The 13,329-nt window shown below is 66.8% G+C and carries 12 protein-coding genes; 4 read left to right on the plus strand and 8 right to left on the minus strand.

Translation table 11 applies throughout. The annotated features are described in order from the left end of the window. Window positions 1-2: 2 nt before the first annotated feature. On the minus strand, window positions 3-632 hold the full coding sequence (locus tag ASC94_RS10620) for a chemotaxis protein CheC (RefSeq protein ID WP_056394084.1): 630 nt from the start codon (window positions 630-632) through the stop codon (window positions 3-5). Window position 633: 1 nt separating this feature from the next. After that, entirely contained in the window at window positions 634-1,002 is a 369-nt protein-coding gene (locus tag ASC94_RS10625) for a response regulator (protein ID WP_056394087.1), read from the minus strand. A gap of 165 nt (window positions 1,003-1,167) precedes the next feature. Between ASC94_RS10625 and rpiA the strand changes: the two genes are divergently transcribed. Next, entirely contained in the window at window positions 1,168-1,842 is a 675-nt protein-coding gene (gene rpiA, locus ASC94_RS10630) for a ribose-5-phosphate isomerase RpiA (protein ID WP_056394092.1), read from the plus strand. 18 nt (window positions 1,843-1,860) lie between these two features. Beyond that, complete coding sequence (locus tag ASC94_RS10635; RefSeq protein ID WP_056394098.1) at window positions 1,861-2,244, plus strand: hypothetical protein; 384 nt, start codon at window positions 1,861-1,863, stop codon at window positions 2,242-2,244. A gap of 145 nt (window positions 2,245-2,389) precedes the next feature. Here ASC94_RS10635 and ASC94_RS10640 read toward each other — a convergent pair whose 3' ends face one another. Further along, window positions 2,390-2,662 (minus strand): oxidative damage protection protein, encoded by a 273-nt coding sequence (locus ASC94_RS10640; RefSeq protein ID WP_056394101.1) that lies wholly within the window; start codon window positions 2,660-2,662, stop codon window positions 2,390-2,392. Between the two features lie 35 nt (window positions 2,663-2,697). Next, window positions 2,698-4,008: an amino-acid N-acetyltransferase gene (gene argA / locus ASC94_RS10645; protein ID WP_056394104.1), complete on the minus strand. Its 1,311-nt coding sequence runs from the start codon at window positions 4,006-4,008 to the stop codon at window positions 2,698-2,700. A gap of 53 nt (window positions 4,009-4,061) precedes the next feature. Here argA and hrpA point away from each other — a divergent pair, with 53 nt between their 5' ends. Together hrpA and ASC94_RS10655 are read left to right on the plus strand one after the other, a co-directional pair. Beyond that, window positions 4,062-8,498, plus strand: coding sequence for an ATP-dependent RNA helicase HrpA (gene hrpA, locus ASC94_RS10650; protein WP_200955633.1), 4,437 nt, complete (start codon window positions 4,062-4,064; stop codon window positions 8,496-8,498). A 217-nt stretch (window positions 8,499-8,715) separates the two neighbouring features. Next, the gene (locus ASC94_RS10655; RefSeq protein ID WP_056394108.1) at window positions 8,716-9,936 is read left to right on the plus strand and encodes a PHB depolymerase family esterase; all 1,221 of its coding nucleotides are present in this window, start codon (window positions 8,716-8,718) and stop codon (window positions 9,934-9,936) included. A gap of 24 nt (window positions 9,937-9,960) precedes the next feature. Here the strand turns inward: ASC94_RS10655 and ASC94_RS10660 are convergent, their stop codons facing one another. From ASC94_RS10660 to ASC94_RS10675, 4 genes are all read right to left on the minus strand, one after another. Further along, window positions 9,961-10,164 (minus strand): hypothetical protein, encoded by a 204-nt coding sequence (locus tag ASC94_RS10660; RefSeq protein ID WP_056394111.1) that lies wholly within the window; start codon window positions 10,162-10,164, stop codon window positions 9,961-9,963. Window positions 10,165-10,182: 18 nt separating this feature from the next. Further along, a complete protein-coding gene (locus ASC94_RS10665; protein WP_056394114.1) occupies window positions 10,183-11,058 on the minus strand; it encodes an SPFH domain-containing protein in 876 nt (291 codons plus the stop codon). A gap of 136 nt (window positions 11,059-11,194) precedes the next feature. After that, window positions 11,195-11,965, minus strand: coding sequence for a DUF4262 domain-containing protein (locus ASC94_RS10670; RefSeq protein WP_200955634.1), 771 nt, complete (start codon window positions 11,963-11,965; stop codon window positions 11,195-11,197). A 15-nt stretch (window positions 11,966-11,980) separates the two neighbouring features. Then, complete coding sequence (locus ASC94_RS10675; RefSeq protein ID WP_056394118.1) at window positions 11,981-13,231, minus strand: putative Na+/H+ antiporter; 1,251 nt, start codon at window positions 13,229-13,231, stop codon at window positions 11,981-11,983. Window positions 13,232-13,329 lie beyond the last annotated feature (98 nt).

Consider the following 13,329-nt stretch of genomic DNA (forward strand, 5'->3'; position numbering starts at 1 on the left):
GGTCAGCCTTGGCCCATCACGCGGCGCAGGTAGAGATTGATCTGCTCCTTCAGGTCGTGCAGCGCCGACACGTCGAGGATGAAGGCGACGTAGCCGTGGATCTGGTGCATCTCAAGGATGAAGTCGATGTGCAGCATCATCACCACCGATTCGGCCGCCGTGCCCGAGGCGTCCAGGATGTCCTCGCTGGTGCCGACGTGGTACACCGGCAGCGAGCCTTGCAGCTCCTGCTCGAAGATGTTGGCCAGGGTGCCGATGCAGGAATTCAGGATGATGTTGCCGATCTCGCTCATGGCTTCCTGTTCCATCTCGGTCAGCTCGGACAGCGGCACCAGTTCGCCCACCATCAGGCGCACGATCTCCAGGCTCTTATCTTCCGGGAACATGAGGATGGCTTCGGTCTGGAACGCGCCCGCGTAATGCTGGCTCACGCCGCAGATGCGCTGGCGCTGCTCGTCGCGGTGGCCCAGCAGGGCGGCGGCATCGGCACGGTTCAGGAAGCTGATCGATGGCACCGACATCGTCACCGCTTCGTTGACGATGCCGCTCATGGCGGCCGCGGCCTGCCCCACGCCGATGTTGAAGATTTCAACCAGCGCGTCGTGCTCCAGTTCGGTCAGGGTGAACGACATGTCAGCCCTCCAGCGGTGCGATCAGCTGGGCGATGCGCGCCTCGGTGATGGGCTTTTCCATGAAGCCCACGCCGATTTCAGCGGCACGGCTGCGGGTGGCGGTCTGCACGTTGGCGGTCAGCAGCGAGATGTGGGCCTGCGGCAGGCGCTGGCGCAGCTGCTCGGCGGCGGCCACGCCGCCCATGCCGGGCATGTTCACGTCGATGAGCACCAGGGCCGGGGTGTAGGAATCGATTTTCTGCAGCGCCTCTTCGCCGGAGGCGGCTTCCTCGATGATCCAGTCGGCATGCATGCTGAGGATGTACTGGCGCGCCATCAGGCGCGAGACGCGGCTGTCGTCGACGATCAGGATCTGTTTGACGGACTCCATATGCGTTCCTGGCGGGGTGTTGTCTGGGTGCTCATTTTCTCATACCGACCGCTGTTCCGCGAGTAGTGTGCGGTAAAAACACGCAGGGGCGGGGTGGCGATCCGCTAAAATAGCGGCAATTCGCGATTTGCAATTCGCCTGCCTTCCCACTTTTATTCTTTTATCATGACCCAAGACGAACTGAAACAAGCAGTAGCCCGTGCCGCCATCGCCTACGTGGAAGGCGACATCATTGGCGTCGGCACCGGCTCGACCGCCAACTTCTTTATCGATGAGCTGGCCAAGATCAAGCACCAGATCAAGGGCACCGTGGCGTCCTCCGAAGCCACCGCCGCGCGTCTGGCCGGCCACGGCATTCCCGTGCTGGACCTGAACGACGTGGCCGAGATCGCCGTCTACATCGACGGCGCCGACGAGATCAATGCGCAGGGCGCCATGATCAAGGGCGGCGGCGCGGCGCTCACGCGCGAGAAGATCGTAGCGTCTGTGTCGAAGAAATTCGTCTGCATCGCCGACGGATCCAAGCTGGTCGAGGTGATGGGCAAGTTCCCACTGCCGGTGGAAGTGCTGCCGATGGCGCGCAACGCCGTGGCGCGCCAGCTGGCCGCGCTGGGCGGCCAGCCCAAGCTGCGCGTCAAGCCGGGCACCGACGAGGCTTTCGTCACCGACAACGGTGGCAACATCCTGGACGTGGCCGGCCTGGCCATCACCGATCCGAAGGGCCTGGAAGCGCAGATCAACCAGATCGTCGGCGTGATCGCGGTCGGCCTGTTCGCTGCGCGCGGTGCAGACGTTTGCCTGCTGGGCACGCCGGACGGCGTACGCACGCTGGCCTACTAATCCTTTCCCGGGACCCCCATGAAACGCTTGCTGTTGCTGCCGGCCGTGCTGTTGAGCGCCTGTTCGGTGTCGCCGTTCAATCCGGACCGGAGCCAGAATGCCGAGGGGGCGCGCCGCGCGGCATCCGAGCGCAAGCCGGCCTTGTCCGCGCTGGCCAGCGACGGCAGCCAGCGCGTGCAGGTGGACGGGGTGGAGATCGAGAAAGTGGCGTTCCGGGCCGGCGTTTCGTCGGCCACGGTGGAGCGCATGGCGCGCAATGCCGGCTGTGACGGCAACGGCGGTCCGGGCGCCGGGCTGATGTCCGAGCCCGGTCCGGTCGAGGTCTACCGCATGATGTGCAGCAACGGCAAGGCCTACCTGGCCAGGTGCGAACTGCGCCAGTGCAAGCCCCTGCAGCGCTGAAGCTGGCGGGTTACGGCGTCCCGCCTAACCCGCCCTACGGATATAGCCGGCCGGGATTTCGTAGGGCGGGTTAGCGGGGCGCGCCCCGCGTAACCCGCCAGCGCCGCCACGGCTAAAAAAAAGGCGCCATCGGCGCCTTTGCTTGTCAGTCCGCCGGCGGCACGTAGCCGGCTGCGGCGTCGGCGCCTTCGCCGAAGAAGTGTTTTTCCATCTGCGCGGCCAGGTATTTGCGCGCGCGCTGGTCGGCCAGGTTCAGGCGGTTTTCGTTGACCAGCATGGTCTGGTGCTTGAGCCAGGCGGCCCACGCTTCTTTCGACACGGACAGGTAGATCTTCTTGCCCAGTTCACCCGGATACGGTGGGAAATCCAGGCCTTCGGCTTCCTTGTTCAGTTTGATGCAATGGACGGTGCGGGCCATCTTTGGTGCTCCTAAATGCGGTGGTGAAAGCGTGATTATAAGGTTTTAACGAGAACCTGGGATTTGCGCTGCCAGTTATACATGCGCTGGCGGTCCTTCGGCAGGGCGTCCACCGTGGCCGGCACGAAGCCGCGTTTGATGAACCAGTGCGCGGTGCGGGTGGTCAGCACGAACAGCTTGTTCAGGCCCAGCGCGCGGGCGCGGTTTTCCATGTGCTTGAGGATGCGCTCGCCGTCGCCCTGGGTCTGCACCTCGGGGTTCACCGTCAGGCAGGCCATTTCCGCCATTTTCTGTTCGGGGAACGGATACAGCGCGGCGCAGCCGAAGATCACGCCGTCGTGCTCGATCACGGAGAACAGCTCGATCTCGCGTTCGATCAGCTCGCGGCCGCGCTTGACCAGCGTGCCGTCCGCTTCCAGCGGTTCGATCAGCTTGATGATGCCGCCCACGTCTTCAATCGTGGCCTGGCGCAGCGATTCCAGGTTCTCGTGCGAGATCATGGTGCCCACGCCATCGTGGGTGAACAGTTCCAGCAGCGCCGAGCCATCCATGGCGAAGGGCACGATGTGGGAGCGGTCCACGCCGTTGTTGCAGGCCTTCACGCAGTGCTTCAAGTAGAATGCGGTGGCGTCGGGCAGGAAGCCGGCTTGCAGCACGGCTTCGGCCTGGTGCGAGGACAGCTCGCGGATCTCGGTGCCGCCGGCGTCCGTCATCATGTCGGTTTCGGTGATGAAGATCAGCTTGTCGGCATGCAGGGCGATGGCGGCGCTGCAGGCCACGTCCTCCATGGTCAGGTTGAAGGTTTCGCCGGTGGGCGAGAAGCCCAGCGGCGAGAGCAGCACCAGGCCGTCCGAACCGAGGATCGAGTGGATGGTTTCCGCGTCCACTTTCCGCGTGATGCCGGTCAGCTCCAGGTCCACGCCGTCGATCACGCCCAGTGGACGGGCGGTGATGAAATTGCCCGAAATGATGCGGATGGCGGCGTTCGACATCGGCGTATTGGGCAGGCCCTGGCTGAACGCGGCCTCGATGTCCAGGCGCAGCTCGCCGGCCGCTTCCTTGGCGCATTCCATGGCGGCGGTGTCGGTGATGCGGATGCCGTTGTGGAAACGGCCTTCCACATTGCGCAGCGCGAGCTGTTCGGCCACCTGCGGGCGCGAGCCGTAGACCACGGTCACGTTGATGTCGAGCGCTTGCAGCAACGACAAGTCATGGGCCAGCACCGGCAGGGCGCCAGCCGATACGAGTTCGCCGGGGAAGGCGACCACGAAGGTCTTGCCGCGGAAAGCGTGGACGTAGGGCGCGACGGAGCGCAGCCATTGGACGAATTGGGTAGGATTTTCCATTTGCCGCATTATAATTCGGTGCGCGGTTTTCGCGCCAAATACCTGTAAAAAACATGTCAGAAGCCAGCAAGAAGTCACCAGTTTCCACCCCGCAGCAGCCAGCCACCGCTCCCGCCACCGCTTCCGCCGCCTCCCAGGGCGGTTCGCCCGCTGTGACGCGCGTGCCACAGGGCGGCCAGGGCGGGCAGGAGGGCCAGGCCCGGCCGGGCCGCGACCAGCGCGCCCAGCGCAGCCCGGACGGCCGCCCAGCGCGCGCGCCCGGCCAGCCCCGCGCTGCGCAGGCCGGCGAGGGCCGCGCGCCGCGCGAGGGCGGCGATGCGCGCCAGCCCCGCGGCGCCGGCGAGCCCCGCCAGCCGCGCCCGGAAGGCGTGCGCGCGGCGCGGGCCGATGGTGAAGGCGGTGAGCGCGGTGAGCGCGGTGAACGCGGCGGCCGTGGCCCGCGCCTGACGCCGGAGGAAGCGGCTGCGCGCGCGGCCGAGGCGGCTTTCCGCAATCCGATCCCGCCGATCACCTTCCCGGAAGACCTGCCGGTTTCCGGCCGGCGCGCCGAAATCGCGGAAGCGCTGATGAAAAACCAGGTCATCATCGTGTCCGGCGAAACCGGCTCGGGCAAGACCACGCAGCTGCCGAAGATCTGCCTGGAGCTGGGGCGCGGCCGCAACGGCATCATCGGCCACACGCAGCCGCGCCGCATCGCCGCCTCGTCCACCGCCAAGCGCATCGCGCAGGAGCTGGGCACGCCGCTGGGCGAGAACGTGGGCTTCAAGGTGCGCTTTGCCGACACCCTGATGCGCGGCGCCTCGGTCAAGCTGATGACCGACGGTATCCTGCTGGCCGAAACGCAGACCGACCCGCTGCTCAAGGGCTACGACACGATCATCATCGACGAAGCGCACGAACGCAGCCTGAACATCGACTTCCTGCTTGGCTACCTGAAGCAGCTGCTGCCGCGCCGCCCGGACCTGAAAATCATCATCACCTCGGCCACCATCGACGCGGACCGCTTCTCGCGCCACTTCGGCACGCCGGAGAAACCGGCGCCGGTGATCGAGGTGTCGGGCCGCCTGTACGCGGTGGAAGTGCGCTACCGCCCCGTGGAGCGCGACCAGGTGCCCATGGGCGGCGCCAACGCCGCCAACCCTTCCCCGCAGCAGGGCAAGGCCGCCGCCGCGCGCGAAAAGCGCGACCTGATGGACGCCGTGATCGACGGCGTGGACGAGGTGTGCCGCATCGGCTCGGGCGACGTGCTGGTGTTCCTGCCCGGCGAGCGCGAGATCCGCGACGCGGCCGAGGCGCTGCGCAAGCACCATCCGCCGCACGTGGAGATCCTGCCGCTGTTCGCCCGCCTGTCGGTGGAGGAGCAGGAGCGCGTGTTCCGCACCTCCAACGCGCGCCGCATCGTGCTGGCCACCAACGTGGCGGAGACCTCGCTGACCGTGCCCGGCATCCGCTACGTGGTGGACGCCGGCCTGGCGCGCGTGAAGCGCTACAGCTACCGCAACAAGGTCGAGCAGCTGCAGGTGGAGCCGATCGCGCAATCGGCCGCCAACCAGCGCGCCGGCCGCTGCGGCCGCGTGGCCGACGGCGTCTGCATCCGCCTGTACGACGAACAGGACTTCCTGCAGCGCCCCAAGTTCACCGATCCCGAGATCCTGCGTTCCTCGCTGGCGGCCGTCATCCTGCGCATGAAGTCATTGCACCTGGCGGACGTGGAAACCTTCCCCTTCATCGAGCCGCCGCTGGCGCGCGCCATTGCGGACGGCTACCAGCTGCTGCAGGAACTGGGCGCGGTCGATGAATACAACCAGCTCACGCCCTTGGGCCGCAAGCTGGCCAAGCTGCCGCTGGACCCGCGCGTGGGCCGCATGATCCTGGCCGCGCACGACAACGCCTCGCTGACGGAAGTGCTGATCGTGGCCTCCGCGCTGTCGGTGCAGGACCCGCGCGACCGCCCGGTGGAGCACCAGCAGGCAGCCGACGAGGCGCACAAGAAGTTCGCCGACGAGAAGTCCGAATTCCTCAGCTACATCAAGATCTGGCGCTGGTTCGAAAACGCGATCGAGCACAAGAAGACCAACCGCCAGCTGCAGGAAAACTGCCGCAGCAACTTCCTGTCGCAAGTGCGCCTGCGCGAATGGCGCGACGTGCACTCGCAGCTGCTCACCATCGTCAAGGAGCAGGGCTGGCGCATGAACGAGGCGCCCGCCACCTACGAGAACCTGCACCTGGCGCTGCTGACCGGCTTGCTGGGCAATGTGGGCTTCAAGGGCGAGGACGAGCCGGGCGCCGGCTTCCTGGGCGCGCGCGGCATCAAGTTCCATATCTGGCCGGGCTCCAACCTGCTGAAGAAGCCGGGCAAGTGGATCATGGCCGCCGAGCTGGTGGAAACCACGCGCCTGTACGCGCGCTGCGTGGCCAAGATCGAACCGGAATGGCTGGAAAAGGTGGGCGGCCATTTGCTCAAGAAATCGTGGGGCGAGCCGCGCTGGGAAAAGCGCAGCGCGCAGGTGACCGCGTCCGAGCGCGCCACCTTGTACGGCCTGGTGGTGTACAGCCAGCGCCGCATCAACTACGGCGCCTTCAACCCGCAGGAAGCGCGCGAGATCTTCATCCGCGACGCGCTGGTGGGCGGTGACTACGACACGCGCGCGCCGTTCTTCGCCCACAACCACAAGCTGGTGAAGGAGATCGAGAACCTGGAGCACAAGTCGCGCCGCCTGGACGTGCTGGTGGACGATGAACTGATCGCCGCCTTCTACGACAAGCTGATACCGGCCGACGTGGTGAACGGCGCCGGTTTCGAGAAGTGGCACAAGGAGGCGACGGCGGCCGAGCCCAAGCTGCTGTACCTGAACCGCGATGAGCTGATGCGCCACGAGGCGGCCGGCGTGACCACCGACCTGTTCCCGAAAACCATGATGGCGGCGGGCCTGGAAATGGCGCTGACTTATCACTTCGAGCCGGGCAGCGTGCGCGACGGCGTGACCCTGGCGGTGCCGCTGTACGCGCTGAACCAGCTCTCGCGCGAGCGCTGCGAATGGCTGGTGCCGGGCATGCTGAAGGAGAAGGTCCACCTGCTGCTGAAGTCCCTGCCGCAGAAGCTGCGCCGCCATTGCGTGCCGCTGCCGGACTATGCCGCCAGGTTCTGCGAGCGCGTGCACGCCGCCGGCGCCTTCGGGCGCGGCGACCTGATCGACGCCATCATTGCCGACATCCGCAAGGAGATCACCATCGGCGTGCTGACCACGGACTTCAAGCCCGAGACGCTGCCTGCGCACCACTTCATGAACTTCAAGGTGATCGACGAGCACGGCCGCCAGCTGGACATGGGCCGCAACCTGGCCACCCTGCAGGGCGAGTACGGCATGCAGGCGCGCCAGAGCTTCCAGAAGATGGCCGAGGCCACCACCCCGGCCGGCACCCAGCTGCGCGCCGGCGCAGCGGCCGCTGGCGCCGGCCTGGCTGGCGCCGCCGCTGGCGCCGCCAAGCTGGCGCACGGCGGCATCGCGGCGGACGCGGCGCGCGGCGCCGGCCCGGGGGCGGCGTCTGCCGCAGGCCAGGGCGGAAAGGGCGGCAAGGCTGGCGCGCAGCCCGGCGCCGCCGGGAGCGCCGCCGCCAGCGCGCCGGCCGTGCAGTCGGCCACCACCGGCATCACCGCCTGGACTTTCGGCGAACTGCCGGAGCTGCTGGAAATCGTGCAGGGCAAGCTGACCCTGATCGGCTTCCCGGCCTTGGTGGACAAGGGCACCCACTGCGACCTGGAAGTGTTCGACGACCCCACCGTGGCGGCGCGCACGCACCGCGTCGGCCTGCGCCGCCTGTTCGCGCTGCAGATGAAGGACCAGATCAAGTTCGTGGAAAAGAGCATCCCCAACCTGCAGCAGATGGGCATGCAGTTCATGTCCATGGGCACGCAGGAGGAGCTGCGCGACCAGATCATCAACAAGGCGCTCGACATCGCCTGCCTGCAGGACCCGCTGCCGACCGATGCCGCCAGCTTTGCCAAGCGCAAGGATGAAGGCAAGTCGCGCCTGGTGCTGCTGGTAAACGAGGTGGCGCGCCTGCTGTCGCAGGTGCTGACCGAGTTCCACGGCCTGCCCAAGCGCCTGCAGGGCATCAATGCGCAGGTGGCGGCCGACATGCAGGCGCAGCTGCAAGGCCTGGTGCACAAGCGCTTCCTGCTCGAGAGCGACTACGCGCAGCTGGCGCATTTCCCGCGTTATCTGAAGGCCATGAATGTGCGCCTGGAAAAGCTGCGCGCCGATCCCGCGCGCGACGCCAAGCTGATGGCCGAGTGGCAGAGCGCAGCCGCGCCCTACCAGCGGCTGATGCGCGACAAGACGGCAGGCCGCAACACCGACCCGAAACTGGTGGAATTCCGCTGGATGCTGGAGGAGTTGCGCGTGTCGCTGTTCGCGCAGGAACTGCGCACGCCCATGCCGGTGTCGGCCAAGCGCTTGCAGAAAGTGTGGGAGTCCATGCAGCGCTAGCGCTTGAGGGCTGGGCGCCGGGCCTGCACGGCGTGTAGGGTGCACGGCAGGGTGGCCAACGCAGTCCCACCTGCCGGCCACCCTGTTTTATCCGCGCATTGACGGTTACTGCTGCATTCGGTGATGAAGTTTAATCTGCGATCCGGTGCGCTGGCGCACTGATGGGAACTGCCCGCTCCGCTATATTGCACTGCAACATAGTGATTAGGAGTATCGCATGGCCAAGCCCATCTTTGGCGCACGATTGCTGCGCAGTATGGCCCGCGCAGGCAAGTCCCAGCAGAAGTTGATGACGCAGCTGTTTGGCGTGCCCGCCGTGAAAGCCAAGCCGAAAGCGAAGAGCGCGAAGCTGGTCAAACCCGCCCAAGTTGCCGCAAAGCCAGCCAATCCGGCCCGCCGCACCTCGTCCGGGAGCCTGGCGGCCAAGGCCGCTGCCCCGGTGCGCCGCGCGCTCCCGGCGGCGCCGGACGGCATGCCGATCCGCCAGCACGCGCGGCCGGAGGTCTCGGTGTTGCCCGGCCGCTGGCTTGCATCGCACTATGCTGCGATGCCACAGCCGGGGCAGGTTCCGGCCCAGCCCATGAGCTACTGGCTCTACCTTCCGCACAACGTGCCGGCGGCGGCGGCACGCGCCGGCCTGCCGCTGATCGTGATGCTGCACGGCTGCCACCAGAGCGCCACCCAGTTCGCCCAGGGCACCCGCATGAACCGCCTGGCCGAGCAGAAGGGCTATGCCGTGCTGTACCCGCAGCAGGCGGCCAGCACCCAGGCGCACCGCTGCTGGCGCTGGTACGACAAGAGCACGCAGGAAGGCGGCGGCGACACGGCGCTGATCGCCGCCGTGATCGCCAAGGTGTGCAGCGACTACGCGATCGACCGCAGGCGCATCTACGTGGCCGGCATTTCAGCCGGGGCGGGCATGGCCAACATCCTGGCGCTGAACCACCCGGAACTGATCGCCGCGATCGGCCTGCATTCGGGCCCGGCCTATGGCGGCGGGCACAGCACGGTGGGTGCGCTGACCGTGATGCAGCATGGCGCCGGCGTGCAGGCGTCCGCCGCCATCCGCCAGGTGCTGCGCCAGCGGCCCGGCTTTCCGGTCATGCCCACCATCCTGATCCAGGGCGAGGGCGACAAGGTGGTGCGTCCCATCAACCAGGCGCAGCTGGTGCAGCAAAGCCTGCTGCTGAACCGGCTGCCGGCGGGCACCGAAGTGACCGTGGTGGAGCGCGCGCGGCGCGGCCATACGCGCAACGCGCACGAAATACGCGACTACAGTTCGAAAGGGAAGGTGCTGCTGCGTGTGGCGCGCATCGCCGAACTGGAACACGCCTGGAGCGGCGGCGACCCGGCGCTGTCGTTCAACGCCAAGCCCGGTCCGGACGCCAGCAAGATGATGCTGGACTTCTTCGCCAAGCACCGCCGCCTGGTGGCGTAGGCCGGGCAGGCCGGGTACGCCGGCTCAGTCCGCCGCAGGCTCGGCGCTGTCGCCGTCTGCTGCCGGCTCGCCCTTGGGCTTTACGCCGCGGCGCGCCAGCCCTTCGCGCAGCAGGAACTCGATTTCCGCGTTCACGCTGCGCAGGTCGCGCGCCGCCAGGCGCTGGAGCTCCTCCCACAGCGCCGGATCGATCCGCAGCGGATACGCTTTTTTACCTGGGCTTGCCATGCTTTGCCTGTCCTGCCGCTAGTTGTACAGCGTGCCCGTGTTGATGATGGGCTGGGTTTCCTTGTCCGAGCACAGCACCACCAGCAGGTTGCTCACCATGGCCGCCTTGCGTTCGGCGTCCAGCTCCACGATGTCGCGTTCGGCCAGCCCCTTCAGCGCCGCTTCCACCATGGTGACCGCGCCATGCACGATCTTGGCGCGGGCGCTGATGATGGCGTCGGCCTGCTGGCGGCGCAGCATCACCTGCGCGATTTCGGCGGCGTAGGCCAGGTGGGTCAGCTTGGCGTCCAGGGTTTCCACGCCGGCTGCTTCAAAGCGGGCCTGCAGTTCCATTTTCAGCGCGTCGGCCACCACGTCCATCCCGGCGCGCAGCGTGGTTTCGCCCTCGGCCAGGTCCTCGCCTTCGTCGTAGGCGTATTGCGAGGCCAGGTGGCGCAGCGCCGCTTCGGCCTGGATCGCCACGTAGCGCTCGAAGTCATCCACCTCGAACACGGCCTGGGCGGTGTCGCGCACGCGCCAGACGATGGCGGCGCTGATCTCGACCGGGTTGCCGCGCTTGTCGTTCACCTTCAGCGTGGGACAGTTGAAATTGCGCGCCCGCACCGACAGCTTGCGCTTGATGTAGAGCGGGAAGGCCCAGCGCAGGCCTTCGCTGCGGTCAGTGCCGATGTATTTGCCGAACAGCGTGATGATGGCGCTTTCGTTCGGCTGCAGCATGTACAGGCCGGCAAAGGCCACCAGGCCGAGCAGGGCGGCGATCACGCACAGGACAGGATGCACGCCGCCCCGTACGCCGAGGCCGGCCAGTGCGATCAGCGCCAGCGCGCCGACTGCCGCCGTATAGCCGCTGACCGAGGAAAACGCCGCTTCGCGGCGAATGTGTGCTGCATTCATGCTGAACTCCCTCTTGGTTGTGACATCAAAGTGATATCACTTTAGGATCACTTCGAGTTGGAGTCAAGCAATTTATCAAAAAAATAATCCGTCCCGCCGCCGCGCCCGGTTTGGGGGCTGCCACGGGCGCCGGCGTTCAGTCCGGACTCGGGGGCTCCTCGGCCAGCAGCGGCTGCCATTGCCTGAACCCGGCACTGGCGTGCGCTTCCCAGGGAAACACCCCGGCGGTGCTGGGAAAAATGATCTGGCAGGCACGGGCCCCCGTGTCTTGGTAGAGCCACACGCCCCACCCCATATATTGCTGGTAGTTTGCTGCCGATACTTCGCCAATCACGCATTCGAAACCGCCTCCCAGCAGGCCGCTGACGCGCGTTCCCGGCTCAAGCCGCAGCCCCGACTGCATTTGCCGATAGCATTCATTGATGACCGATTGCGCCACCTCGTGCTTGAGTCCGACAACAATCAGGTCCGGCATGCCCAGCGATTTTTCTATACCCAGCGAATACGAAAAAGGCGGCTCGTCGTCTTCCGCCATCACGTTAATAATGTGGAGGCCATATGCGGCAATGCCGGCGTGCACCTTCTCTTCATCGCCGTCGGTTTCGCAGGGTTTTTCCCAGCGTTCCCACGCCGCGCCGATATGCGTGCGATAGGCGCTCCAGCCACGCGGCAAGTCGCTGATCTCGGCAAGCGAGGCGTCGCGTTCATAAACGCATCCCATGCACAGCAGCACGCATTCGCCCGGCATGTCGGTGGTGGCGTCCAGAAATTGCCAGTCGCCATTGTGGTCGTGCGCCACCTGCAGGACGGGAAACTTCAGGTGCGCGACTTTATCCGTGCAAAAGGTGACGGTGTCCACACTGTCGGCAAATGGCCAGTGGGAGAAGGCGTGATGGTGGTCGGCCATGGCGCGCTCCAGGTCTCAGAGGAAGAAGGCGGCGGCCGCCACGGCGGTGGGCGGCAGGGCGCCCAGCAGCAGGCCGATGGCGCCGATCGATTCGTCCTGGAAGCCGCGCCGCAGCAGCGACACGCCGGCCGGGTTGGGGGCGTTGGCGATCACCGTCAGGCCGCCGCCGGCCACCGCGCCGGCCACCAGCATGTATTGCGCCTGCGGCGCCATGCCGTCGATCAGCGAGCCGAGGTAGGTGAGGGCGGCGTTGTCGGTGATGGCGGTCAGGCCCAGCGCGCCGAAGAACAGCGCCACCGGCGGCAGGCTGGAGACGATGGGCTGCAGCCACCATTGCTGCATGCCGCCCAGTACTACCAGTCCGGCCAGGAAGAAGCCCACCAGCAGGCCCTCTTTCAGGATCAGCGGCTGCTGGTAGCGCTGGTAGGCTTGGGTGAAGCCGAGGAACAGCAGGAACAGGCCCAGGAACATCACCGGGTGGTGCGCCAGCAGCACCACGGCCGCCAGGAAGCCCAGGTGGATCAGCGACACCAGCAGCGGCACCCGCGCCGGGCCGCCGCCTTCGGCTGGGGCACCGGCCGGCTGCAGGTGGCGCTTGAGCACGAAGCAGATGGCGCTGGCGTTGACCAGCACCGCCAGCGTGGCTTTCCAGCCGAACTGGCTGGCCATGAAGGCGCTGTCCCAGCCCCAGGTGGCGGCCACCATCAGCACCGGCGGCGCGGCGTAGGAGGTGAGCGTGCCGCCGATCGACACGTTGACGAACAGCACGCCCAGCGCCGCGTACTTGAGCCGCTCCGGCATGCCGTCGCGGAACACCAGCGGCGCCAGCGTCAGCGCGGCCAGGGTCATGGCGGCGGGTTCGGTGATGAGCGAACCGGCCAGCGGCACCAGTGCCAGGCCCAGCCAGGCCAGCGCCAGCTCGGTGCGCATCGGCGCCAGCCGCGCCAGCGCCTGCAAGGCGCGCTGCACCGCGTTCAGCACCGGCCAGGAGGCAGCCACCACCATCACCACGAACACGAACAGCGGCTCGGTGTACTGGCGCGATTCGGCGTAGGCAATGGCGTTCTCGCCGCCCGCTACAAGAGCGATGGCGACAATCAGGATGGCGGCCCAGAAGCCGAACACCACTTCCACTTCCCCCAGCAGGTGCAGCAGGCCGGCGTGGTGCGGGTGGCGGTGGGCCAGGATCTCGAAGGATTTGGCGGCGAAGGTGTGCACCAGCGCCAGTGCGAACAGGATGGCGCCGATAAGCTGGATGGTGGTCATTGGTGTCCATTGGAAAATGATGGCAACGGGTATCTTACAGCATGCGCAAGCTTTCAAGTTTGGCAAATCCGCCAAGTAAACCTTGCCAAATCCGGGCG

This window comes from Massilia sp. Root418 (assembly GCF_001425265.1).
GTDB lineage: Bacteria > Pseudomonadota > Gammaproteobacteria > Burkholderiales > Burkholderiaceae_D > Rugamonas.